Source organism: Pseudomonas trutticola BRTCR10 (assembly GCF_056155105.1).
In genome coordinates, this window is record NZ_CM149552.1 from 230,095 (window position 1) to 252,746 (window position 22,652).

The window sequence follows — 22,652 nt, forward strand, 5'->3', positions numbered from 1 at the left end:
CAGCCATTTGGCATTGCCCCTTAAAAACGCGCACTATCGGGCCATAGCTGAATCGCTGGAGAACACTGTGGCACCAAAAATCGACCGCATCGCCCAACTCCTCAATTGCCCGCAAAAGGGCGAAGAGATGCGCCGCGCGATTACCGAAGCGCGTAAGGAGTTTCTCCTGAATCAGCCGGAAGAGGATGTGCTTGAGGAAGAGGACGTCTTTGAGGAGGAGGTTGAGGGGGAAGAAGATGAGGATGAGGATTACGATGAGTTTGATTGGACGACGGAGTAAATGAGCTTCAGGTGCGGGTCCAGCGCGTAGTTGCCTGATCCAAGGCTGCGGGGTCAGGGCCGACTCTTTCTTGAAATGCCGCGAAGTGCCTCAATGGCGGACCGTTCGCCCTCTGTTTCTTTCAAAGCTCTGCGCCGTTCGGCATAGATCTCATATTCAGCTCGGGCTTTTTCTTCTGCTGCTTGATTACTGGTGTGTCCCGATCCCTGCAAAATCTGGCGGCTGTTGAATTCCAAAAATTGGTTCAGTTTCTCCTGCCAGTCACGCAGGAAAATCTGCTTGCGCATCAATGCTTGATCTTCTGCGAAATCCAGCCACATCGTAACGATACGATTAAGAGCATTGATCTCCTCTTGAGTGAGATAGTTTTTAGCGATTGTGACATCGCTTTTACGCACTTCATCTCCCTTGAAGTTGGTTAGACCCATATGCGCTTTTGAGGCGTCAACGCGCTGTGCTATTAACTCAGCGGCAGTCAAGCCGGTGCTGGCGAAATGAAGTTTATTTTGGATGATCTGAAAGAACGCAGTCGTGTCCTTGTTGGATGGCACATAATCGGCCGCCATCGCGAAGATATCCTTCACCCTCAAATAAACCCGCCTCTCGCTGGCTCGAATATCTCGGATGCGCTCAAGCAGCTCATCAAAGTAGTCAGGTACCTGTGAGTGCCCTACGGGAGGGTTTCTCAATCGCTCGTCGTCCATGACGAAGCCTTTAATCAGGTACCCTTGAAGTACTTGCGTGGCCCATTGACGGAATTGGGTTCCTCGTTTGGAGCGGACACGGTATCCCACCGCGATAATCAAGGGCAGGCTGAAATACTTGACGTTGTAAGGTTTGTTGTCGGCGGCAGTTGTTCGGTAAAACCGAACAACTGAATCCTCCGACAACTCGCCCTCGGCAAAAATATGGCTTATATGTTCGCTGATAGTAGCCTTGGCCTTACCGTACAGTTCGCAAATCATGGACTGCGATAGCCAAAGCGTTTCGGACCCGAATCGACATTCCAGGCGGACCTGGCCGTCGGAGCTTTGAAAAAGCAAAAGCTCTCCTTGAGGGGCGGCAGGATAGTCTGTGTCGTTCTGATCAGTCATTGAGTTATTCCGCGACCAGTTCTGGCGAGTCTATAAATTGTTTGGAAAGGACTCGGGGGAGGCTGCATAGTGTGGCGAAAACCGCTGACCTAATGAACCCAATTGTCGTGAAATTTTGTTTCCAGACTCGATTTTTTCATAAGTTCATTGCCCACAAAAAAGCCCCGGACCATCACAGTCCGGGGCTTTCTCGTTTAAATCAGTGGTGCACCAGGCGGGATTCGAACCCACGACCCCTGCCTTCGGAGGGCAGTACTCTATCCAGCTGAGCTACTGGTGCAGCGGGCGCCATCATACCTAGGTCGGCTCGGGGCGTCCATGCTGGGTTTCGGCGGGTTTTGTCAGTGCGCGTGTCGGTTTGAGTGCCTGCATTCCATAAAGCTGTAACGTCCTGCAAAACCCTCGCTTGGCGCTTTCGCGGGGCTGATCTATGGTTTCGCTGCGGCGGATGCTTTTTGCGCGTTGATCTGAAAATTTCCACAAACGCGGCGTTTTTGTTCTTTTTTTCGAACGCCCTATTGTCCTTTAACCCCTTTGCTCCTACGATCCGTTTGAGATTTCAAACGCTCGTTGATCGGGTGTTGAAGCGCAGGTGTTTCGAGTCGAGCACGATCAATGCGCCTCACCCGCTCACAGATTTCCCTGACGGCAGCCTTGCGAGGCGCCTTTCTACAATCATAATTTGCTCCGCGCAGGCCGCGGTGCTGTTAAGGAAAGCCGACATGCAGCTTAAAGACACCCTGTTGTTCCGCCAGCAAGCCTTCATTGATGGCGCTTGGGTCGATGCGGACAACGGTCAGACGATCAAGGTCAACAACCCGGCCACCGGCGAAATCCTCGGCACCGTGCCGAAAATGGGCGCTGCCGAAACCCGCCGTGCCATTGAAGCCGCCGACAAAGCGCTGCCGGCCTGGCGTGCACTGACCGCCAAAGAGCGTGCCGGCAAGCTGCGTCGCTGGTTCGAACTGATGATCGAGAACCAGGACGACCTCGCTCGCCTGATGACCCTCGAACAGGGCAAGCCGCTGGCCGAAGCCAAGGGCGAAATCGTTTACGCCGCTTCGTTCATCGAGTGGTTCGCCGAAGAAGCCAAACGTATTTACGGTGACGTGATTCCGGGCCACCAGCCAGACAAGCGCCTGATCGTGATCAAGCAGCCGATCGGCGTGACCGCAGCGATCACCCCGTGGAACTTCCCCGCGGCGATGATCACCCGCAAAGCCGGCCCAGCGCTGGCTGCTGGTTGCACCATGGTGCTCAAGCCTGCTTCGCAAACCCCATTCTCCGCTTTCGCCCTGGCCGAACTGGCCCAGCGTGCCGGCATTCCTGCGGGCGTGTTCAGCGTGGTGTCCGGCAGCGCTGGCGATATCGGCAGCGAGCTGACCAGCAACCCGACTGTGCGCAAGCTGTCCTTCACCGGCTCCACCGAAATCGGCCGTCAGCTGATGTCGGAATGCGCCAAGGACATCAAGAAAGTCTCGCTGGAACTGGGCGGCAACGCGCCGTTCATCGTGTTCGACGACGCGGACCTGGATAAGGCCGTCGAAGGCGCGATCATTTCCAAGTATCGCAACAACGGCCAGACCTGTGTTTGCGCCAACCGTCTGTACATTCAGGATTCGGTTTACGACGCATTCGCCGAGAAGCTGAAAGTGGCTGTGGCCAAGCTGAAGATCGGCAACGGTCTGGAAGACGGCACCACCACTGGCCCGCTGATCGACGAAAAAGCCGTGGCCAAAGTGCAAGAGCACATTGCTGATGCTGTGGCCAAGGGCGCCACCGTACTGGCTGGTGGCAAGCCAATGGAAGGCAACTTCTTCGAGCCGACCATCCTCACCAACGTGCCTAAGAACGCAGCCGTGGCCAAGGAAGAAACCTTCGGTCCGCTGGCGCCACTGTTCCGCTTCAAAGACGAAGCCGAAGTGATCGCGATGTCCAACGACACCGAGTTCGGTCTGGCCTCGTACTTCTATGCTCGTGACCTTGGTCGTGTGTTCCGTGTAGCGGAAGCGCTGGAATACGGCATGGTCGGCGTCAACACCGGGCTGATCTCCAACGAAGTCGCGCCGTTCGGCGGCATCAAGGCCTCGGGCCTGGGCCGTGAAGGCTCCAAGTACGGCATCGAAGATTACCTGGAAATCAAATACCTCTGCCTGGGCATCTAAGCCGGGAAAGGGATCGCTGCAAACGCAAAGGGCACGAGAGCGCTGTCCCTTTGCGTCGTTTCAAACCGGAATTTTCTCTGCGGCCGGGAACGCCGTGGCAGTCGATCATCGCATGCTGCCACCGCCGATTCCTCCCGCTTAATCCTTGAACCACGCCGCCCGATGAGCGGCGAATGAGGACTGTAATGAGCAAGACTAACGCTGAACTGATGGCCCGCCGTACCGCTGCCGTACCTCGCGGTGTTGGCCAGATTCACCCGATCTTCGCCGAGTCGGCAAAGAACGCTACCGTGACTGACGTTGAAGGTCGTGAATTCATCGACTTCGCCGGCGGTATCGCTGTGCTGAACACCGGCCACGTGCACCCGAAAATCATTGCTGCCGTGACCGAACAGCTGAACAAGCTGACCCACACCTGCTTCCAGGTACTGGCCTACGAGCCGTACGTTGAGCTGTGCGAAAAGATCAACGCCAAGGTGCCTGGTGATTTCGCCAAGAAAACCCTGCTGGTCACCACCGGTTCCGAAGCCGTGGAAAACGCCGTGAAAATCGCCCGTGCCGCCACTGGCCGTGCTGGCGTGATTGCTTTCACCGGCGCATACCACGGTCGCACCATGATGACCCTGGGTCTGACCGGTAAAGTCGTGCCTTACTCGGCCGGCATGGGCCTGATGCCAGGCGGCATCTTCCGCGCGCTGTACCCGAACGAACTGCACGGCGTGAGCATCGACGACTCGATCGCTTCCATCGAACGCATCTTCAAGAACGACGCCGAGCCGAAAGACATCGCTGCGATCATCATCGAGCCGGTACAGGGTGAAGGTGGTTTCTACGTCGCGCCGAAAGAATTCATGAAGCGCCTGCGCGCGCTGTGCGACCAGCACGGCATTCTGCTGATCGCTGACGAAGTACAGACCGGCGCTGGCCGTACCGGTACTTTCTTCGCCATGGAACAGATGGGCGTTGCTGCCGACCTGACCACCTTCGCCAAATCCATCGCGGGCGGCTTCCCGCTGGCCGGTGTTTGCGGCAAGGCCGAATACATGGACGCCATCGCGCCAGGCGGCCTCGGCGGCACCTACGCCGGTAGCCCGATCGCTTGCGCCGCTGCCCTGGCAGTGATGGAAGTGTTCGAAGAAGAAAAACTGCTGGATCGCTGCAAGTCTGTCGGTGAGCGTCTGGTCACTGGCCTGAAAGCTATCCAGGCCAAGTACCCGGTGATCGGCGAAGTCCGTGCTTTGGGCGCGATGATCGCGGTCGAGCTGTTCGAAAACGGCGACAGCCACAAGCCGAACGCGGCTGCAGTGGCGTCCGTGGTGGCCAAGGCTCGCGACAAGGGTCTGATCCTGCTGTCCTGCGGCACTTACGGCAACGTGCTGCGCGTACTCGTACCGCTGACCTCGCCGGATGAGCAACTGGACAAAGGTCTGGCGATCATCGAAGAGTGCTTCTCGGAGCTGTAAGGCTCTGAGCGATGTGACTTGATCGACAAAAAACCCGCTTCGGCGGGTTTTTTTATGCCCCTTGAAACACATCGAGCGCTTTAGCGCTGTATCGAAAGGCCAGCATTGGCTAAGGTTCAGGCATTGCAAGGGAGAGCGCGCATGACTGCCGTTGATTTACCCGCCGTACCCCGAGTGCTGATTGCCGAGGCCGATCCATGGTCTCGCGATTTGCTCAAACAAGTGCTGCTGAACGTACGTTGCGATGCGCGGCTGGACCTGTGTGCCGATGGCCAGCAAGCAATGTCGATGCTCAGCGAAGTCCCCTATGACCTGGCCATCGTCGACTGGGAATTGCCCGGTATCGATGGCTTGAGTGTTTTGCGCAGCGTGCGTCAGCGTAAACGCAATCCGCCGCTGCCCTTCATTCTGATGAGCAGCCGCAACGACAGCGCCAGCGTGCGCGAAGCCATACCGCTGGCGCCCACGGCGTATCTGACCAAACCGCTGAACATGGAAAGTCTGACCGAGCGTTTGCAGGGTTTGTTGCTCAATGCCGGTGAAGAAGTGTTCTGTGAGATCCCGGCATTGGCGCCGGGCATGACCTTGTCAGTCTTTCTTGAGCGGCGCCGTGAGCAGGCTGATGGCGCACCGTTGATGACCGATGTGCAGTTGGCGGTCAAACGCAGCCTCAATCCCAATGGCCTCGATCTGAAGCTGCTGGAAGATGAGATCAAAACCGATCCACAAATCACGGCAGTACTGATCGCAGCGGCCAACAGTGCGGCACAGCACCATGGCGCCGCGGTTCAAACGCTCGCGCAGGCACTGCATCGACTCGGCACCGGGCAGAGCATGAATCTGATTCTTGGGCTGGCGCTCAAGCGCAGCGCCAGACTCAGTGATCCGTGCCTGGCGGATTACGCCGAGCGATATTGGGGGCTGTCGCTGCATACGGCCGAATACGCCCGTACGCTGGCGCGCCTGTTGGATCTGGATCAGGAGCGCTGCTATTGCGCAGGCATGCTGCATCGTTTGGGTGATCTGGCATTGCTGCGTTGTTTGCAGGAGTGGCAGCAGGCCGGTGGAGCGCTGGATGAGCTGGAGGAGGTCGGTGAAGCGTTGGCCGAGTTTGGCGCCGCTTATGGTTCGGCGCTGCGCACTCGCTGGCGGTTGCCGCTGGAACTGCGCGAGTTGATTGCCTCGGTCTATCAGCTTGGTGGCGGGGTGTATTCCCGTGAGGCGCTGGTGATGAACATGGCTGCGCAGTTGGCGCGTCTGACCGAGCATGAAGGTGTTGAAGAACTGGCGAAGAGTCGCACGGCGCGGTTGCTGAAGATCGGATTGCCGGAGTTGATGCGGATGCGCAAATAACTCGTGCGACGATTCGACTTGCCAGCGATGGCGTAGGCGCAGACACATTATTGCTGAATGTGCTGGCCTCATCGCTGGCAAGCCAGCTCCCACAGGTTTTGTGGATCATTTGAATAAAGGTTATGCAGAGATAACGCGGTTCTTGCCCTGTCGTTTGGCCTCATACATCGCCGCATCCGCGCGGGCGAACAGACTGTCGAGGCTTTCGTCGCCTTCGCTGAGACGGGCCAGACCCTGGCTGACAGTAATGCCGAACGTCTGGCCTTCATGGCTGAAGCTCAAACGCTGAATCTCCTGTTGCAGTCGCTCGGCTACCTGCATGGCCATGTCCGGCGCACAGCCCGGAAATACTGCGGCAAACTCTTCACCGCCAATTCGCCCGAACAGATCACCCCGGCGTAAAGAACTGCGCCCGCACTCGGCGATCTGTTGCAGCACGGTGTCACCCATGGGATGACCGTAGCTGTCGTTGATCACTTTGAAGTCATCGATATCCAGCAGCAGGAAAGCCAGTGGCGCACCCTGCAAACGCGCTTCTTCGAACTCGCGATTGGCGCACTCGAAGAAGTGCCGACGATTGCTGCTCTGGGTCAGCACGTCGGTGGTGGCCAGGCGTTGCAGCTCGTTTTCCATCTGCTTTTTGTCGGTGATGTCCTCGGCAATGCCGACAATGATCACCGGTTGCCCGGGTTCGTCCTGACGATTGATGAAGCATTTATCGCTGAGCCAGCGCACCTGGCCGTCAGCGGCGATGATGCGGTATTCGCGATTTTCGACGGCCCCGGTGTGCAGGACTTCGGCGAGGCTGCGTTCGGCGTAATCCAGATCGTCAGGGTAGATGCTGTCGCGCCACTGGTTGGAGTCGGCCAATAAAAGGCCTGCAGAGCGACCGAAAATCCGTTCATAGGCAGGACTGACGTAGAGCACCTGACGGGTTTCCCAGTTGAAAGCCCAGAGTACGGCGTTGACGCTGACGAGCAGCGAGCTGAACAGTTGTTCGCGCTCGCTCAACCGCGCCACTTCGCCTTGGGCGTGCATCAGCGCCATCAGGGTTTGCGCGGCCTCGGGCCATTGCGGGAGGGATGAGTCTTTTTGATTGTTGTTGACCATCGGCACAGTTCTCAAAGGGCGTGCCGCAATTCGACAACGGCCACAGTACAGCCCGCCGGGATGGCGAAGTGTCTTTGAGATAGGGGAATGGAAGCGAAGTTCCCAGCGGCAGAGGGGTTCTGCCGGGCGGTAGTGGCGACGCGTTTCAACAATGAGAACGCGTCGTCAAAATTGCGCTAGCTACGCTACCGATCGGGGATAAATCCCCTCGCCACAGGGGATTCATTCAACACAATCAGGCTGCGGCGGGGCGCAGCGAGTAGGTTTTCAGCTGATCGGCAAATTCGCGCAGGGACTGGATGCCGCTGGCCTCGGCCTCGTGTACCCATTCCTTGATGGCGGCGAGCATGTCGTGGCCATTGGCGCTGGTCTTGACCCAGATCTGCTGCAGGGCCAGGCGTTTTTCGTAAATGACTTTCAGCGCCTGGCTGTGCTCGAGGATGTTCTGGATGCGTGCGTGGTGACGATCCTCCAGCAGGCTGGTTTCCCGCGACAACAGGCGTTTGGCCCGGTGAAACTGGTGGCGCACCGAATGATCGACCTTGGCCAGTTCCTGCTTGACCAGCGGCCCGATCACCAGCTTGCGGTACTGGGCCATGATCTGGAAGCGGTTGTTGAGGATCGCCATCGCCGTGTCCATGTCCAGATTGCCTTTGCCTTCGACACGGTGAGCAATCGGCGCAACACGCTGCACCTTGGCCAGACGCAGGAAGCTGAAGACTTTGATCCACGCCCAACCGAGGTCGAACTCCCACTTCTTCACCGACAGCTTGGCCGAGTTAGGGTAGGTGTGATGGTTGTTGTGCAATTCTTCGCCACCGATCAGGATGCCCCAGGGCACCAGATTGGTCGCCGCGTCGCGGCACTCGAAATTGCGATAGCCGACCGCATGACCGAGACCGTTGATCACGCCGGCAGCCCACACCGGGATCCACATCATCTGGATCGCCCAGATGGTGATGCCGATGGTGCCGAACAGCAGCAGGTCGATGACGCCCATGATCGCCACGCCCAGCAGCGGGTAGCGGCTGTAGACGTTGCGCTCGATCCAGTCTTCCGGGCAGTTCTTGCCGTAGATGCGCAGGGTTTCCGGGTTCTGGGCTTCGGCGCGGTACAGCTCGGCGCCGGTACGCAGTACGGTGGACAAACCCTTGATGACCGGGCTGTGCGGGTCATCTTCGGTTTCGCATTTGGCGTGGTGTTTACGGTGGATGGCGGTCCACTCGCGAGTGTTCTGCGCCGTGGTCAGCCACAGCCAGAAGCGGAAAAAGTGCTTAAGGCCGGCATTCAGCTCCAGCGAGCGATGGGCCGAGTAACGGTGCAGATAGACCGTGACGGCGACAATTGTCACGTGAGTCATCAGCAGGGTGACTGCGACCAGTGACCAGGCCGACAAGCCAAGAAAACCTTCGTACCACATAGGCTATAGGGCCCTCGATAAAGATAAAAACAGCCGTTGCATTATCACCAAGCACACAGATAAAACCAGTCGCCCTTTCAGATAAGAGTCGCTGGATGTTTCTTGACCTATAATTCCAACCTTTTTGTAGGGACATGGACAGCCGAATGTCTGCCACTTATCGCGATGCCTTGCGTGCAGCGCTGCTCTATCTTGTGCTTGCCGCCGTGTGGCTGCTGGGCACTGATCATTTATTAAACAGTTTCTTCGATAACTCCGCCGATATTGCGCGATGGCAACTGATCAACGGTTATGTATTCGCCGCTGTCAGCGCCGGGCTGATCTTTCTGGCGCGGGCGCGGCTATGTGAATTTCTCGGGATCGGTGCGCGATTGCGCGAGCGTCATGCCGACCGTGAGCGCCTGCGCCAAGCGGCCGCCGTGTTCGATTGCACCCGTGAAGGGGTGCTGGTCACCAACCATCATGGGCTGATCGTTCACGTCAATCGCGCGTTCATCGAGATCACCGGTTATCAGCGCGAAGAAGTGCTCGGCCAACAACCGAGCCTGTTCAAATCCGGCCATCATCCGCCGAGCTTCTATCAGGCGATGTTCACTACGCTGGAATCCTTGGGCGAATGGAGTGGCGAAATCTGGAACCGGCGTAAAAGCGGCGAGATTTATCCACAGTGGCAAACCATCCGCGTCATTCATGATGATCAGGGCCGGCTCAGCCATTACGTGGCGGTGTTTTCCGACATCAGCGCGATCAAGCATTCCGAACATGAGCTCAAGCACCTCGCCCACCACGATCCGCTGACCGATCTGCCCAATCGCCTGTTGTTCGGCGACCGTGCCGAGCAGGCGCTGGCGTCGGCGCAGATCCATAAGCGCGGTTGTGCGCTGCTGTTGCTCGATCTGGACCACTTCAAGATGATCAACGACAGCCTCGGGCATAACGTCGGCGACCGCCTGCTCAAAGCGGTGGCCGCGCGTTTGCAGGCGTTGTTCGGGCCGGGCATCACATTGGCGCGCCTGGGCGGCGACGAATTCGCCGTGCTGGCGGAAAGTTGTCCACAGCCCGGCCAGGCGGCGGCGCTGGCCCAGCGCATTCTCGACGCGCTCAAGGAGCCGTTCTGCTTTGATGGCCACGAGCTGTTCATCAACGCCAGCATCGGCATCAGCCTGTTCCCCAGCGACGCGCTGAGCGCCGATCAGTTATTGCGTAATGCTGACGCGGCGCTGTTCAAGGCCAAGGGCAGCGGACGTAATGGGTACGCGCTGTACACCGAAGAACTGACCGCCCACGCCCAGCAACGGGTTGAAATCGCCTTCGAGCTGCGCCGGGCCCTGGAACAGCAGGAACTGCGGGTCTATTACCAACCGGTCCATGATCTGCAAACCAGCCGTCTGATCGGTGTCGAAGCTTTGGTGCGCTGGCAGCATCCACAGCGCGGGTTGGTGTCGCCGGCCGAGTTCATTCCAATCGCCGAGCGCACCGGGTTGATTGCCGAAATCGACGCCTGGGTGATGCAGCAGGCTTGCCGGCAGATGTGCCAATGGCAACTGGACGGTGTGGTGCTGTCGTTTGTCGCGGTGAACGTGTCGTCGCGACTGTTTGCCCGACGCGAGCTGTATCAGCAGGTCGCGCAGGTGCTGCGCGACACCGGGCTGGATCCGGCCTGTCTGGAACTGGAAGTCACCGAAAGCGCGGTGATGGACGACCCGGAAGTGGCGCTGGAGCAGATGCATCGTTTGCGTGAATTGGGCATTCGCCTGGCGATTGATGATTTTGGTACGGGCTACTCGTCGTTGCTGCGGCTCAAGCGTCTGCCGGTGCAGAAACTGAAGATCGACCAGGGTTTTGTTGCCGGGTTGCCGTGGGACGAGGATGACGCGGCGATTGTCCGGGTGATCATCGCGCTGGCCCGGAGCATGGGCATGCAGGTGCATGCCGAGGGGATCGAGCAGGGTGAGCAGGCGGCGTTTCTGCTGCAGCAGGGATGTGATCTGGGGCAGGGGTACTGGTTTGGGCGGCCGGTTCCGGCGATGGAGATTGATTGGGCGAAAGCACCTGTTATCGGTTAACAAGTCCTGTTATGGCTGACACTAAACCTGTGGTGAGGGGATTTATCCCCGATGGGGCGCGCAGCGGCCCCAAAAAATCGTGACTGCTACGCAGTCCATCGGCGATAAATCCCCTCATCACAGGGTTATCTGTCGGCCCCGGATACGCGCAAACCCTTGCTCCGCCAGATAATGTTTTCTAGTTATATAAACATTCTTAAATAGTCTTTTTAAGAATATCCGCGCCTCTCTTATATTGCTCCCACGCCGAACGCAGTGCCGCCCACTGCCAGGCATATCCCATTCAAAGGAGCAGCACCATGAGCGCATCCCTTCGCAGCGTTGACGGTCAGGACGAAACCACCATCTTGCGTGAAATCCAGAGCGCCCTGCGCGATCTGCGTTTCGGCGCGGTGGAGATCACTGTGCACAACGCGCAAGTCGTCCAGATCGAACGCAAAGAGAAATTCCGTTTGCAGCAACCCGGCAAACAACCGGGCTGAAAGATCGCAGCCTGCGGCAGCTCCTGCAGGGGGCTGTGGGCAGGAGCTGCCGAAGGCTGCGATCTTTTACCAGCGGGCAACCCGATTCCAGCAGTACATAAGAAAAAGCCACCACCAAGAATTCCAGGAGCTTTCACCATGTCGTCGATTCGCCGTTACGCTTTGGCCGCGCTGGCCAGTGCTGTGTTTGCCGGTTCCGCGGTTGCCAAGGATTACGAACTGCTCAACGTGTCGTATGACCCGACGCGCGAGCTGTATCAGGACTACAACGCCGAATTCATCAAGTTCTGGCAGAAGGATCATGCCGGCGACACCGTGAAAATCCAGCAGTCCCATGGCGGTTCCGGCAAACAGGGCCGCGCTGTGATCGACGGCCTGCGTGCCGACGTCGTGACCCTGGCGCTGGCCGGCGACATCGACGAAATCGCCAAACTCGGCAAGACCCTGCCAGCCGACTGGCAGAAGCGTCTGCCGGACGCCAGCACCCCGTACACTTCGACCATCGTGTTCCTGGTGCGCAAGGGCAACCCGAAAGGCATCAAGGACTGGGGCGACCTGGTCAAGAACGACGTCTCGGTGATCACGCCGAACCCGAAAACCTCCGGCGGTGCGCGCTGGAACTTCCTCGCCGCCTGGGCCTACGGCCTGAAAGCCAACGGCGGCAGTGAAGAGAAAGCCAAAGAGTACGTGCAGACCCTGTTTAAACACGTACCTGTGCTGGACACCGGCGCTCGTGGCTCGACCATCACGTTCGTCAACAACGGTCAGGGCGATGTGTTGCTGGCTTGGGAAAACGAAGCGTTCCTGGCACTGAAAGAAGATGGCGGCGCCGACAAGTTCGACATCGTCGTGCCGTCGCTGTCGATCCTCGCCGAGCCGCCAGTGGCCGTGGTCGACAAGAACGCCGAGAAGAAGGGCAACGAGCAGATCGCCGAAGCCTACCTCAAGCACCTGTACAGCCCGGCCGGTCAGGAAATTGCCGCGAAGAACTTCTACCGCCCGCGTGACAAGGACGTGGCGGCGAAGTACGCCCAGCAGTTCCCGAAACTGGACCTGGTGACCATCGACAAGGACTTCGGCGGCTGGAAAACCGCGCAACCGAAGTTCTTCAACGACGGTGGCGTGTTCGACCAGATTTATCAGGCGCAGTAATCTGAATCACAATGAGCCTGAAGTTCAGGCACTTGAGATGTGGGAGTGAGTTTTTGTGGTGAGGGGATTTATCCCCGATGGGTTGCGAAGCAGCCCCGAAATCAAAGATTACGGTTGATCAGTTAGACCGCATTTAATGGTTTTGCGACTGCTTCGCAGTCGATCGGGGATAAATCACCTCACCACAGGGCTTGCTCCCACATTGATGCGTTCAGCGGAATGCTTTTTAACCAAGGACTTTTATGTCGCGTCGTATCTCCCCCGTCATACCCGGCTTCGGGCTGACGCTGGGTTACACCTTGGTGTACCTCAGCCTGATTGTGCTAATCCCGCTGGCGGCGATGTTCGTCCACGCCGCCCAACTCACCTGGGAACAGTTCTGGACGATCATCTCCGCACCGCGCGTATTGGCCGCATTGAAGCTGAGCTTCGGCACCGCGCTGTGTGCGGCGATCATCAACGGCATTATCGGTACGTTGTTGGCGTGGGTGCTGGTGCGCTACACGTTCCCGGGGCGCAAGGTCATCGACGCGATGATCGACCTGCCGTTCGCGCTGCCGACGGCCGTCGCCGGTATTGCCCTGACCGCGCTGTACACGCCGACCGGTCTGGTCGGGCAGTTCGCCGCCGACCTCGGTTTCAAGATTGCCTACACGCCGCTGGGCATCACCCTCGCGCTGACCTTCGTGACCCTGCCGTTCGTGGTGCGCACGGTGCAACCGGTGCTGGCCGACATTCCCCGTGAAGTCGAAGAAGCCGCCGCGTGCCTCGGTGCCAAACCGCTGCAAGTGTTCCGCCACATTCTGGTGCCGGCGCTGTTGCCCGCCTGGCTGACCGGTTTCGCCCTGGCTTTTGCCCGTGGCGTCGGCGAGTACGGTTCGGTGATTTTCATCGCCGGCAACATGCCGATGAAAACCGAGATCCTGCCGCTGCTGATCATGGTCAAACTCGACCAGTACGATTACACCGGCGCTACCGCCATCGGCGTGCTGATGCTGGTGGTTTCCTTCGTCCTGTTGCTGCTGATCAACTTGCTGCAGCGGCGCATCGAAACCCCATAAGGAGGCGCGAACCATGTCCCAATCGTCTATTGCGGCCGCCTCTTCGGCCAACGCTGCGCGCCGTGGCAGTGCGACTTCGCGCAGGGTCCTGATCGGCCTTGGCTGGCTGATCTTTTTCCTGTTTCTGCTGCTGCCGCTGTTCATCGTCGTCTCGCAAGGCTTGAAGAATGGCCTCGGCGCATTCTTCACGGCTATCTTTGAGCCGGACGCCCTGTCGGCGCTGAAACTCACGGTGTTCGCCGTGCTGATTTCGGTACCGCTGAACCTGGTGTTCGGCGTCAGCGCTGCGTGGTGCGTGAGCAAGTATTCATTCCGCGGCAAGAGCATGCTGGTGACGCTGATCGACCTGCCGTTCTCGGTATCGCCGGTAATCGCCGGCCTGGTCTATGTGTTGATGTTCGGCGCTCAGGGCCTGTTCGGGCCGTGGTTGCAGGATCACGACATCCAGATCGTTTTTGCCCTGCCGGGCATCGTGCTGGCGACGATTTTCGTTACCGTGCCGTTCGTGGCCCGCGAGCTGATTCCTCTGATGCAGGAACAAGGCACGCAGGAAGAGGAAGCCGCACGCTTGCTCGGCGCCAACGGCTGGCAGATGTTCTGGCACGTGACCGTACCCAACATCAAGTGGGGCCTGATCTATGGCGTGGTGTTGTGTACTGCGCGGGCCATGGGTGAATTCGGTGCGGTGTCGGTGGTCTCCGGGCACATTCGCGGGGTGACCAACACCTTGCCGCTGCACGTCGAGATCCTCTACAACGAATACAACCACGTGGCCGCGTTCGCTGTGGCGAGCCTGTTGCTGATCCTGGCGCTCTTCATCCTGCTGCTCAAGCAGTGGAGCGAAAACCGTATCAACCGCCTGCGCGCCAGCGCCGCGGAGGAATAATTCATGTCGATCGAAGTGCGTAACGTCAGCAAGAATTTCAACGCGTTCAAGGCGCTGGACAACATCAGCCTGGACATCCACAGCGGTGAGCTGGTGGCGCTGCTCGGCCCGTCGGGCTGCGGCAAAACCACCTTGCTGCGGATTATTGCCGGTCTGGAAACCCCGGATCAGGGCAACATCGTCTTTCACGGTGAAGACGTTTCCGGCCACGACGTGCGTGATCGCAACGTCGGTTTCGTGTTCCAGCACTACGCGCTGTTCCGGCATATGACGGTGTTCGACAACGTCGCGTTCGGCCTGCGCATGAAACCGAAAAACCAGCGCCCGAGCGAAAGCCAGATCGCGACCAAGGTGCATGAGCTGCTGAACATGGTGCAACTGGACTGGCTGTCGGATCGCTACCCGGAGCAGTTGTCCGGCGGTCAGCGTCAGCGTATTGCGCTGGCCCGAGCCCTGGCGGTCGAGCCGAAAGTGCTGCTGCTCGACGAGCCGTTCGGCGCCCTCGACGCCAAGGTGCGCAAAGAGCTGCGTCGCTGGCTCGCTCGTCTGCACGAAGACATCAACCTGACGTCGGTGTTCGTGACCCACGACCAGGAAGAAGCGATGGAAGTCGCCGACCGCATCGTGGTGATGAACAAAGGCGTGATCGAACAGATCGGCTCACCGGGCGACGTCTACGAAAACCCGGCCAGCGATTTCGTTTATCACTTCCTCGGAGATTCCAACCGCTTGCTGCTCAGCGACGACAACCACGTGCTGTTCCGTCCGCACGAAGTGTCGTTGTCCAAGCATGAGCTGGAAGATCACCATGCCGCTGAAGTGCGTGATATCCGCCCGTTGGGCGCGACCACGCGGGTGACGTTGAAGGTAGAAGGGCAGACCGATCTGATCGAAGCCGAAGTGGTGAAAGACCACGACAGCCTGATCGGCCTGGCGAAGGGCGAAACGCTGTTCTTCAAACCGAAGGTCTGGCAGAAAGTCGCCAGCCTTTAACTGATCGTTCCCACGCTCTGCGTGGGAATGCATCCCGTGACGCTCCGCGTCACAGTGGACGCAGAGCGTCCATGGCGGCGTTCCCACGCAGAGCGTGGGAACGAGCGGATGTCGGAGCTGCCGCAGGCTGCGATCTTTTAAGCGGCCTAAGCCGCCGCTTTGCGATTCGGATTGACCCGCACCACTCCCGCCCGCGCCTCGATCTGCTCTTTCAACTCATGGCGCATCCCGAGCAGGAACGCCAACTCGGTCACCACAAACAACGGCCCGACAATCAACCCGCTCACGTCATCGACAAACGCCGGCTTGCGCCCCTCGTAGTGATGCCCGACAAACTGGATCACCCAACCGATCACGAACATCGCCAGGCCACTGCTCAGCCAGACCAGAGTGCTTTGCTGCGCCAGCACATGCCCGGCCCAGACCGACAAGCCCATCAGCACAGTCATCAGCACGCCAAGCTTCACTTCCAGGCGCAGGTAAAACCATGCCGAGGCCAGCGCCAGCACCACGGCCGGGGATATCCACAACCCCCCCAACGCCCATTCGGGACGCGACAACAGCACCGCGACCGCCACCACAATCAGCGGAATACCGATAAAGTGGCTGGCAATGTTGCGTGGGTCGCGGTGGTAGGCGGCGTATTGACTCAGATGATCGACGAGGCTTTTCATTGTTGTTCCTCCTGTAGGGTGATCGCAGCATGCCCCGGATTCAGCGTTCGCTCTGTCAGGCAGGCGACAATTAGGAGTGTTCATGGATAAGCGTTCGCGGCTGCTGACCGGCCAGTGGTTCAGTCATTTGCCTGCGTCCTTTCAGGATAGTCTGCTGGCGGCGGCCCGGGAGCGGCAGCTGACGGCGGGGCAGCGGTTGTTTCAGCGTGGCGATCCACCGTGCGGCCTGTACGCGGTGCTCGATGGCGCCATGCGTATTGGCGCGGTGAGCGAGCAGGGCAAGGAAGCGCTGCTGAGTCTGGTCGAGGCGCCGCACTGGTTTGGTGAAATCTGCCTGTTCGACGGCCAGCCGCGCACCCATGACGCCTATGCTGTGGGGCCGTGTACGCTATTGAATATCCCGCAGGCGACGTTGCTGAAATTGCTCGATGAACACCCGGTGTATTGGCGACATCTGGCGCTGTTGATGAGCCACAAGCTGCGCCTGACGTTTATCAATCTTGAACAACTGAGCCTGCTGCCAGCCCCGGCACGTCTGGCCCATCGCTTGCTGATGATCGCCGAAGGCTACGGCGAACTCGATCCGCCCCGTCGGGTGCTGCAACTGCCGCAGGAACAATTGGCGTCGATGCTGTCGCTGTCACGGCAGACCACCAACCAGATTCTCAAGGACTTGCAGGGGCAGGGGATCATTGGCTTGGGGTACGGCGAGATCGAGATCCTCGATGCCACGCGATTGCGCACCTTGGCCACAATCTAAGATAAAAACACCCAATCCAGACACCACGAACCTGTGGGAGCTGGCTTGCCAGCGATAGCGGTGCATCAGCCGAAATCAATGTCTGCTGAACGGACGCCATCGCTGGCAAGCCAGGCTCCCACAGGGTTTCGGCTCTCCATGACATCTGAGGCAAAGCACAGAACCTGTAGGAGTGAGCCTGCTCGCGATAGCAATCTGTCAGTCAGGCAATGGCTGACTGATACACCGCTATCGCGAGCAGGCTCACTCCTACAGAGGATTTGTGTGGGGGCTTACGAACCGCGATAAGTCGAGAAACCGTAAGGGCTGAGCAGCAGCGGGATGTGGTAATGCTGGTCGGTCTGCTTCACTTCAAAAATCACCGGGATTTCCGGGAAGAACGTGTCGTGCTTGATCTTGTTGAAATACTCACCGGTCTTGAACACCACTCGATACTCACCCGCCTCAAAAGGCTGTTTGGCCGGGAACAGTTCGGCGATGCGTCCTTGTTCATTGGTGGTGCCTTGAGCCAACGGCTGCCAGTTCTGGCCGACGTGCTTTTCCAGTGTCACGTTAATGCCAGGCGAAGGCAGGCCGTTTTCCAGATTGAGCACGTGTACGCTCAGCGGGTTGCCGGCGGCCAGTGCCAGGCTTGAGAAAGCGCTCAGGCCGAGCGCGGCGAGGGTCATGCGCAATGGCGTCATGATGAATCTCCTTATTGGGAACGGGTGGTGGCCAGACCGGTTTTCTCGGCAGCCGTGATCGCACAGTTTTCATCTTGCTCACCGCCGCCGGAGCCGGCCACGCCCATGGCGCCGACCAACTCGTTGCCGGCGAACAGCGGAATGCCGCCGCCGAGCAACAGCAACTCGTCGAGGGTGTTGAGGTTGGCGGTTTCCGGGTTGCTGCGGGCGCGCTCGGCGAACAATCGGGTCGGGGTCTTCGTCGACAGCGCGGTATAGGCCTTGCGTTGACTGGCAGCGGTGTTGTGCGGGCCGACACCGTCGCCGCGCAGGGTCACCAACAGGTTGCCGCCGCGGTCGAGTACCGACACGGTGCCAGTGCAGTTGTTCATGGCCGTATCGGCCAGCAGGCGGGCGGTTTTCAGATCAAGATCGGCGTGACGCGGCAGTTCGGGGCTGGCGAAAACGCTGGTGCTCAGGCCGATGGCCAAGCTGGCCAGAAGGTATTTGACGGTCATGGGACAGGCTCCAAAAACGAAGGACGCCACCTTAGCGGCGCCACTTCGTCAGAATCTCGTCAGCCGGATTACAAGTTTGTAATGGGCAACGTCGCCGAAGGCGCCTAGCCTGTGTGCCTGATCATCGAGGTGTGCCATGCGTTTGCTGGTCGTAGAAGATGAAGCCAAAACCGCCAATTTCCTTGCCAAGGGCCTGGGCGAGTCCGGATTTGCCGTGGATGTGGCACTCAACGGCCTCGATGGGCGCTATTTCATTGAGCAGCAGGAATACGACCTGATCATCCTCGATGTGATGCTGCCGGGCCTCAATGGCTGGCAATTGCTGCAACTGATCCGCCAGCGCGGTGCTACGCCGGTTTTGTTCCTGACCGCCAAAGACGCCATCGAAGACCGCGTGCGCGGCCTCGAGCTGGGTGCCGACGACTATTTGCTCAAACCTTTCGCCTTCGCCGAATTGCTCGCGCGGGTGCGCACGCTGTTGCGACGCGGGCCGATGCGCGAGGCCGAGTCGTACAACATTGCCGATCTGGAAATCGATGTGCTGCGCCGTCGCGTCAGTCGCGGTGGCCAGCGTATATCGCTGACCAACAAGGAGTTCGCCCTGTTGCACCTGCTCGCCAGTCGTCAGGGCGAAGTGTTGTCGCGCACGCTGATCGCCTCGCAAGTGTGGAACCTGAATTTCGACAGTGACACCAACATGGTCGAAGTCGCGGTGCGCCGCTTGCGCTCGAAGGTCGATGATCCGTACATGCCGAAACTGATCCACACCGTGCGCGGTGTCGGCTATCAACTGGAAGCGCCGGACGATGCGCTCTAGGTCGATCGCCTGGCGCCTGGCGCTGGCGTTCGCACTGGTCTGCGCCTTGGTCCTGAGCGCGATTGGTGTATTTCTCTACCGCTCGCTCGCCGCCGAAATCGTTTATCGCGACGACATGGCCCTGCTTGGGCGACTGGAGCAGGTGCGCGCCTTGCTCGCCGACAGCGACAGCCTTGATGCCTTGCAGGCGCGGCCACGGCTGTACCAGAACATGCTCGGTAATCTCGACAGCCTGCTGCTGGTGCGTCGGGCCGATGGTTCGAGTGTGATCGGCATCAACCCGCGCCAGCGCGATTTGCCGACGTTGAAGGCGATCCCGCGCGAGCAAACGCCGCAGCGCCGCGATGTGCTGAGCTGGCAAGCGGCGGACGGTGCAGAACTGGCGCTGTTGTCCGGTGAAGCGCAGGGACCGAACGGCGAACCGCTGACCGTGATCGCCGGCAAAGTGCTGAGCGAGCGTGAGCAGATGCTCAGCAGTTATCGCCTGCGTTTGTACCTCTCGGTCGGGCTCGGCGCGATATTGGCATTTGCCTTGGGGCTGGTATTGCTGCGCCGTGGTCTGCAACCGCTAAGGCAATTGAGCGAAGCCGTGCGCGGCATCGACCTGCGCAGTCTCGATCAGCGTTTGCCCGCCGCCGGCACCCCGGCAGAACTGCTCGAACCGGTGCAAGCGCTCAACGGCATGCTGGCGCGTCTGGACGACAGTGTGCAGCGCTTGTCGCAGTTCTCCGCCGACCTCGCCCACGAGATCCGCACGCCGCTGCACACCTTGCTCGCCAGCAACGGTCAGGCGCTGAACCACCCGCGCAGCACGGCGGAATATCAGGAAGTGCTAGCCTCGAACATGGAAGAGTTCGAACGGCTCAAGCGCATGGCGGAAAACCTGATGTTCCTCGCCCGTGCCGAACAGGCCGAGCGAGCGCTCAACCTGCAAACGCTGGAGCTGCAAAGCGTTGGCAGTGAACTGTGCGATTACTTTGAAGCCTTGGCCGACGACCGCGATCTGCGGCTGGAAAACCATTTGCACGGCGAACTCCGCGCCGATCAGCAACTGCTGCAACGCGCCCTCGGCAATCTGCTGGCCAACGCCGTGCGCCACGCTGACCCCGGCACCTCGATCAGCCTGCGCCGGCACGATGAGGCAGGCGTGTGCTGGTTGCAGATTCACAACCATGGCCCGGCCATCGCGCACGAGCATCTGGGCAAATTGTTCGACCGCTTCTACCGCGTCGATCCGGCCCGCGCTGAACCCGGGGACTCCGGAGGCCTGGGACTGGCAATCGTGCAGTCGATCATGCACTTGCATGGCGGGCAGGTGCGGGTCAGCAGTGATGCCTCGGGCACGGTGTTTGAGCTGGGGTTTGTGGTGGACTGACTGCCAACTTCGCGGGCAAGCCCGCTCCCACAGTGGTCAAGGTGTGACACGGATTTCTGTGCACCCCAAACCCTGTGGGAGCGGGCTTGCCCGCGAAGAGGCCAGTTGAACCGGTGAAAATTCCGGATCAGTCAGCGCAACTGATCGCGAAACTGCCCCGGCGTCATCCCCGTCCAGCGCTTGAACGCGCGGCTGAAGCTGCTGGTGTCGGCAAAGCCCAGCAGATAGCTGACCTCACTCAACGAACAGTGCGGATCACGCAGATGCAGCAGCGCGAGGTTCTCACGGCTTTCGTTGAGCAGCGTGTCGAAGCGACAACCTTCATCGGCCAGATGCCGTTGCAGGCTGCGCAGGCTCAGGTGCAAGGCCTGGGCAATGCGCTCGGCGCTGGGTTCGCCTTCCGGCAGTTGTTCTTCGATGGCGTCGCGCACCTTGCGCTCCCAGGTCAACGGTTTGAGCTGGGCCATGGTGCGCTTGAGCACCGCTTCGTTGTGTTCAGCGAGCTCAGGGTTGGCGTCGTCGAGGTGGCTGTCGAAGTCGGCGAGGGCGAATTCCAGACGATCTTCAACGGCGGCGAAATGCACCGGCGCGCGGAAGACTTTATGCCATTGGTGCGCGTCGCTCGGTTCAGGGCGGCGCAGGTAAACCGCCAGTGGCGCGTAATCACGGCCGAGGCGATTGCGACAGGTACGCACGTAGATTGCAGCGAAGGCGTCGATGGCTTCGAAGGCGGGAGCGGGATTGCCTGACGGAATTTTCAGACGGAACAGATAACGGTCATCGCCACGGCTCAGGTCCAGTTCCAGCGCATCGCTGACCACCGGGTGATAGCGCACGATACGTTCGAACACTTCGCGCAGGCTGCCACTGGCTACCAGGGCATAGCCGAGCGCGTGAAACGTGGTCGGGCTGACAAACCGCGACACCCGCAGACCGATGGCCGGATCACCACTGGACTGCACCGCAAGCGCCCACAAGCGGGTGGTGCCGGACAGCGGATAGCGCGCGTTGGGATCGTCCATCAAGTCCGGGTCGAGCCCGGCCTGTTGGCACAGGGCAGTGCTGTCCAGCCCCAGCGCGTCGAGTTGCTTGCGCAAGGCACGGGTCCAGCTGGCGAGGGAGGTCGGTTCCTTCATGCTGATTGGCGCTTCCGGTCAACAGGTTGGCGTACTCGGCTACCGCGATTCGAACCCTTGCGAGGCAGGATGCGAACATCAATACCCAGAGGATGGAAGCATGGACCGTACTTCTGCAAGTCCCCAGCGACACAATGCTGCCCAGCGATCAGCGCATATTCGCGAAGTGGTGCTGGCCAAAGGCGTCGAATTGCGCGAGCGCTACCCGCTTCTCAAGCATCAGGACGCCCTCGGCGCGGGGATTCTGGCCTTTGCCCTGGCTGGCATGATCGGCTCGGCGGCGCTGTACATCAGCGGCCACATGGCCTGGTGGGTGTGCCTGCTGCTCAATGCGTTTTTCGCTTCGCTCACCCATGAGCTGGAGCACGACCTGATCCACAGCATGTATTTCCGCAAGCAGCGTGTGCCGCACAACCTGATGATGGGCCTGGTGTGGCTGGCGCGGCCGAGCACGATCAACCCGTGGATTCGCCGGCATCTGCACCTCAATCACCACAAGGTCTCCGGCACCGAGACCGACATGGAAGAACGCGCAATCACCAACGGCGAGCCGTGGGGTTTTGCGCGGCTGGTGATGGTCGGTGACAACGTGATGTCGGCGTTCATTCGCATGCTTCGGGCGAAGACCTGGGCACACAAGTTCAGCATTATCAAACGCACGCTCAAGGTTTACGCGCCGCTGGCGCTGGTGCATTGGGGGGCTTGGTATGTGTTTCTCGGTTTCCATGCGGCGAACGGCATCGCGTACTTGCTGGGGACACCGATTGAATGGTCGGCGACCACGTTGTCGGTGATGCAGGTGATCGATATCGCCGCCGTGGTGATCATCGGCCCGAACGTATTGCGCACGTTCTGCCTGCATTTCATCAGTTCGAACATGCATTACTACGGTGATGTCGAGTTGGGCAATGTGCTGCAACAGTGTCAGGTGCTGAATCCGTGGTGGTTGTGGCCGTTGCAGGCGTTCTGCTTCAACTTTGGCAGCAGCCACGGGATTCATCATTTTGTGGTCAAGGAGCCGTTTTATATTCGTCAGCTGACCGTGCCAGTGGCGCATAAGGTGATGCGCGAGATGGGCGTGCGGTTCAATGATTTCGGCACGTTTGGGCGGGCGAACCGGTTTGTTCGCAAGAATCAACTGGTGCAGGAAGAGGTGCGTACTGCCCGGGCTTGATAGGTGAGTTC

The 22,652-nt window shown here is 59.5% G+C and carries 21 protein-coding genes and 1 tRNA gene; 14 read left to right on the forward strand and 8 right to left on the reverse strand.

Annotated elements, in window-relative coordinates:
- The first annotated feature begins 7 nt into the window (after positions 1 to 7).
- Complete coding sequence (locus ACVVH8_RS00955) at positions 8 to 280, forward strand: hypothetical protein (RefSeq protein WP_315445188.1); 273 nt, start codon at positions 8 to 10, stop codon at positions 278 to 280.
- A 53-nt stretch (positions 281 to 333) separates the two neighbouring features.
- Here the strand turns inward: ACVVH8_RS00955 and ACVVH8_RS00960 are convergent, their stop codons facing one another.
- Positions 334 to 1,374 carry a virulence RhuM family protein gene (locus ACVVH8_RS00960; RefSeq protein ID WP_103306510.1) on the reverse strand — a complete coding sequence of 347 codons (1,041 nt, stop codon included), beginning with the start codon at positions 1,372 to 1,374 and terminating at the stop codon, positions 334 to 336.
- A gap of 203 nt (positions 1,375 to 1,577) precedes the next feature.
- Positions 1,578 to 1,654: transfer RNA gene (locus tag ACVVH8_RS00965), tRNA-Arg, on the reverse strand.
- A 442-nt stretch (positions 1,655 to 2,096) separates the two neighbouring features.
- Here ACVVH8_RS00965 and gabD point away from each other — a divergent pair.
- The 3 genes from gabD to ACVVH8_RS00980 all read left to right on the forward strand — a co-directional run bounded on the left by gabD (position 2,097) and on the right by ACVVH8_RS00980 (position 6,355).
- Positions 2,097 to 3,539: an NADP-dependent succinate-semialdehyde dehydrogenase gene (gabD, locus tag ACVVH8_RS00970; protein ID WP_475228069.1), complete on the forward strand. Its 1,443-nt coding sequence runs from the start codon at positions 2,097 to 2,099 to the stop codon at positions 3,537 to 3,539.
- 185 nt (positions 3,540 to 3,724) lie between these two features.
- Positions 3,725 to 5,002 carry a 4-aminobutyrate--2-oxoglutarate transaminase gene (gabT, locus tag ACVVH8_RS00975; RefSeq protein ID WP_201236039.1) on the forward strand — a complete coding sequence of 426 codons (1,278 nt, stop codon included), beginning with the start codon at positions 3,725 to 3,727 and terminating at the stop codon, positions 5,000 to 5,002.
- A 141-nt stretch (positions 5,003 to 5,143) separates the two neighbouring features.
- Positions 5,144 to 6,355: a response regulator gene (locus ACVVH8_RS00980; RefSeq protein WP_315445190.1), complete on the forward strand. Its 1,212-nt coding sequence runs from the start codon at positions 5,144 to 5,146 to the stop codon at positions 6,353 to 6,355.
- Between the two features lie 120 nt (positions 6,356 to 6,475).
- Here ACVVH8_RS00980 and ACVVH8_RS00985 read toward each other — a convergent pair whose 3' ends face one another.
- Positions 6,476 to 7,465, reverse strand: coding sequence for a GGDEF domain-containing protein (locus tag ACVVH8_RS00985; protein ID WP_475228071.1), 990 nt, complete (start codon positions 7,463 to 7,465; stop codon positions 6,476 to 6,478).
- A 235-nt stretch (positions 7,466 to 7,700) separates the two neighbouring features.
- Positions 7,701 to 8,885: a delta-9 fatty acid desaturase DesA gene (gene desA, locus ACVVH8_RS00990; protein WP_103306514.1), complete on the reverse strand. Its 1,185-nt coding sequence runs from the start codon at positions 8,883 to 8,885 to the stop codon at positions 7,701 to 7,703.
- A gap of 146 nt (positions 8,886 to 9,031) precedes the next feature.
- Between desA and dibA the strand changes: the two genes are divergently transcribed.
- The 6 genes from dibA to ACVVH8_RS01020 all read left to right on the forward strand — a co-directional run bounded on the left by dibA (position 9,032) and on the right by ACVVH8_RS01020 (position 15,525).
- Positions 9,032 to 10,951, forward strand: a complete 1,920-nt coding sequence (dibA, locus tag ACVVH8_RS00995) for a phosphodiesterase DibA (RefSeq protein WP_475228073.1) — start codon at positions 9,032 to 9,034, stop codon at positions 10,949 to 10,951.
- A 299-nt stretch (positions 10,952 to 11,250) separates the two neighbouring features.
- On the forward strand, positions 11,251 to 11,433 hold the full coding sequence (oscA, locus tag ACVVH8_RS01000; RefSeq protein ID WP_034151822.1) for a sulfur starvation response protein OscA: 183 nt from the start codon (positions 11,251 to 11,253) through the stop codon (positions 11,431 to 11,433).
- A 138-nt stretch (positions 11,434 to 11,571) separates the two neighbouring features.
- Entirely contained in the window at positions 11,572 to 12,585 is a 1,014-nt protein-coding gene (locus ACVVH8_RS01005) for a sulfate ABC transporter substrate-binding protein (RefSeq protein WP_103306516.1), read from the forward strand.
- Between the two features lie 242 nt (positions 12,586 to 12,827).
- Complete coding sequence (gene cysT / locus ACVVH8_RS01010; protein ID WP_213027195.1) at positions 12,828 to 13,646, forward strand: sulfate ABC transporter permease subunit CysT; 819 nt, start codon at positions 12,828 to 12,830, stop codon at positions 13,644 to 13,646.
- A gap of 13 nt (positions 13,647 to 13,659) precedes the next feature.
- Positions 13,660 to 14,532, forward strand: a complete 873-nt coding sequence (gene cysW / locus ACVVH8_RS01015; RefSeq protein WP_041477435.1) for a sulfate ABC transporter permease subunit CysW — start codon at positions 13,660 to 13,662, stop codon at positions 14,530 to 14,532.
- Between the two features lie 3 nt (positions 14,533 to 14,535).
- On the forward strand, positions 14,536 to 15,525 hold the full coding sequence (locus ACVVH8_RS01020) for a sulfate/molybdate ABC transporter ATP-binding protein (RefSeq protein WP_003220514.1): 990 nt from the start codon (positions 14,536 to 14,538) through the stop codon (positions 15,523 to 15,525).
- A gap of 146 nt (positions 15,526 to 15,671) precedes the next feature.
- Here ACVVH8_RS01020 and ACVVH8_RS01025 read toward each other — a convergent pair whose 3' ends face one another.
- On the reverse strand, positions 15,672 to 16,199 hold the full coding sequence (locus ACVVH8_RS01025) for an Mpo1 family 2-hydroxy fatty acid dioxygenase (protein WP_475228075.1): 528 nt from the start codon (positions 16,197 to 16,199) through the stop codon (positions 15,672 to 15,674).
- An 82-nt stretch (positions 16,200 to 16,281) separates the two neighbouring features.
- On the opposite strand from ACVVH8_RS01025, the gene ACVVH8_RS01030 reads away from it, so the two are divergent.
- Positions 16,282 to 16,959, forward strand: a complete 678-nt coding sequence (locus tag ACVVH8_RS01030) for a Crp/Fnr family transcriptional regulator (protein ID WP_475228078.1) — start codon at positions 16,282 to 16,284, stop codon at positions 16,957 to 16,959.
- A gap of 272 nt (positions 16,960 to 17,231) precedes the next feature.
- On the opposite strand, the gene uraH is transcribed toward ACVVH8_RS01030, so the two are convergent.
- Together uraH and ACVVH8_RS01040 are read right to left on the reverse strand one after the other, a co-directional pair.
- Positions 17,232 to 17,642 (reverse strand): hydroxyisourate hydrolase, encoded by a 411-nt coding sequence (gene uraH, locus ACVVH8_RS01035; RefSeq protein WP_213027198.1) that lies wholly within the window; start codon positions 17,640 to 17,642, stop codon positions 17,232 to 17,234.
- 11 nt (positions 17,643 to 17,653) lie between these two features.
- Complete coding sequence (locus ACVVH8_RS01040; RefSeq protein ID WP_103306521.1) at positions 17,654 to 18,139, reverse strand: GlcG/HbpS family heme-binding protein; 486 nt, start codon at positions 18,137 to 18,139, stop codon at positions 17,654 to 17,656.
- A 136-nt stretch (positions 18,140 to 18,275) separates the two neighbouring features.
- Here ACVVH8_RS01040 and ACVVH8_RS01045 point away from each other — a divergent pair, with 136 nt between their 5' ends.
- Together ACVVH8_RS01045 and ACVVH8_RS01050 are read left to right on the forward strand one after the other, a co-directional pair.
- Positions 18,276 to 18,956 (forward strand): heavy metal response regulator transcription factor, encoded by a 681-nt coding sequence (locus ACVVH8_RS01045; protein ID WP_103306522.1) that lies wholly within the window; start codon positions 18,276 to 18,278, stop codon positions 18,954 to 18,956.
- Positions 18,946 to 20,331: a heavy metal sensor histidine kinase gene (locus ACVVH8_RS01050; RefSeq protein WP_475228080.1), complete on the forward strand. Its 1,386-nt coding sequence runs from the start codon at positions 18,946 to 18,948 to the stop codon at positions 20,329 to 20,331. The genes ACVVH8_RS01045 and ACVVH8_RS01050 overlap by 11 nt, the downstream gene beginning before the upstream one ends.
- Before the next feature lie 131 nt (positions 20,332 to 20,462).
- On the opposite strand, the gene ACVVH8_RS01055 is transcribed toward ACVVH8_RS01050, so the two are convergent.
- Positions 20,463 to 21,467: an AraC family transcriptional regulator gene (locus ACVVH8_RS01055; protein WP_475228083.1), complete on the reverse strand. Its 1,005-nt coding sequence runs from the start codon at positions 21,465 to 21,467 to the stop codon at positions 20,463 to 20,465.
- A gap of 100 nt (positions 21,468 to 21,567) precedes the next feature.
- Here ACVVH8_RS01055 and ACVVH8_RS01060 point away from each other — a divergent pair, with 100 nt between their 5' ends.
- Positions 21,568 to 22,641, forward strand: coding sequence for a fatty acid desaturase (locus tag ACVVH8_RS01060; RefSeq protein WP_475228087.1), 1,074 nt, complete (start codon positions 21,568 to 21,570; stop codon positions 22,639 to 22,641).
- The last annotated feature ends 11 nt before the right edge of the window (positions 22,642 to 22,652 follow it).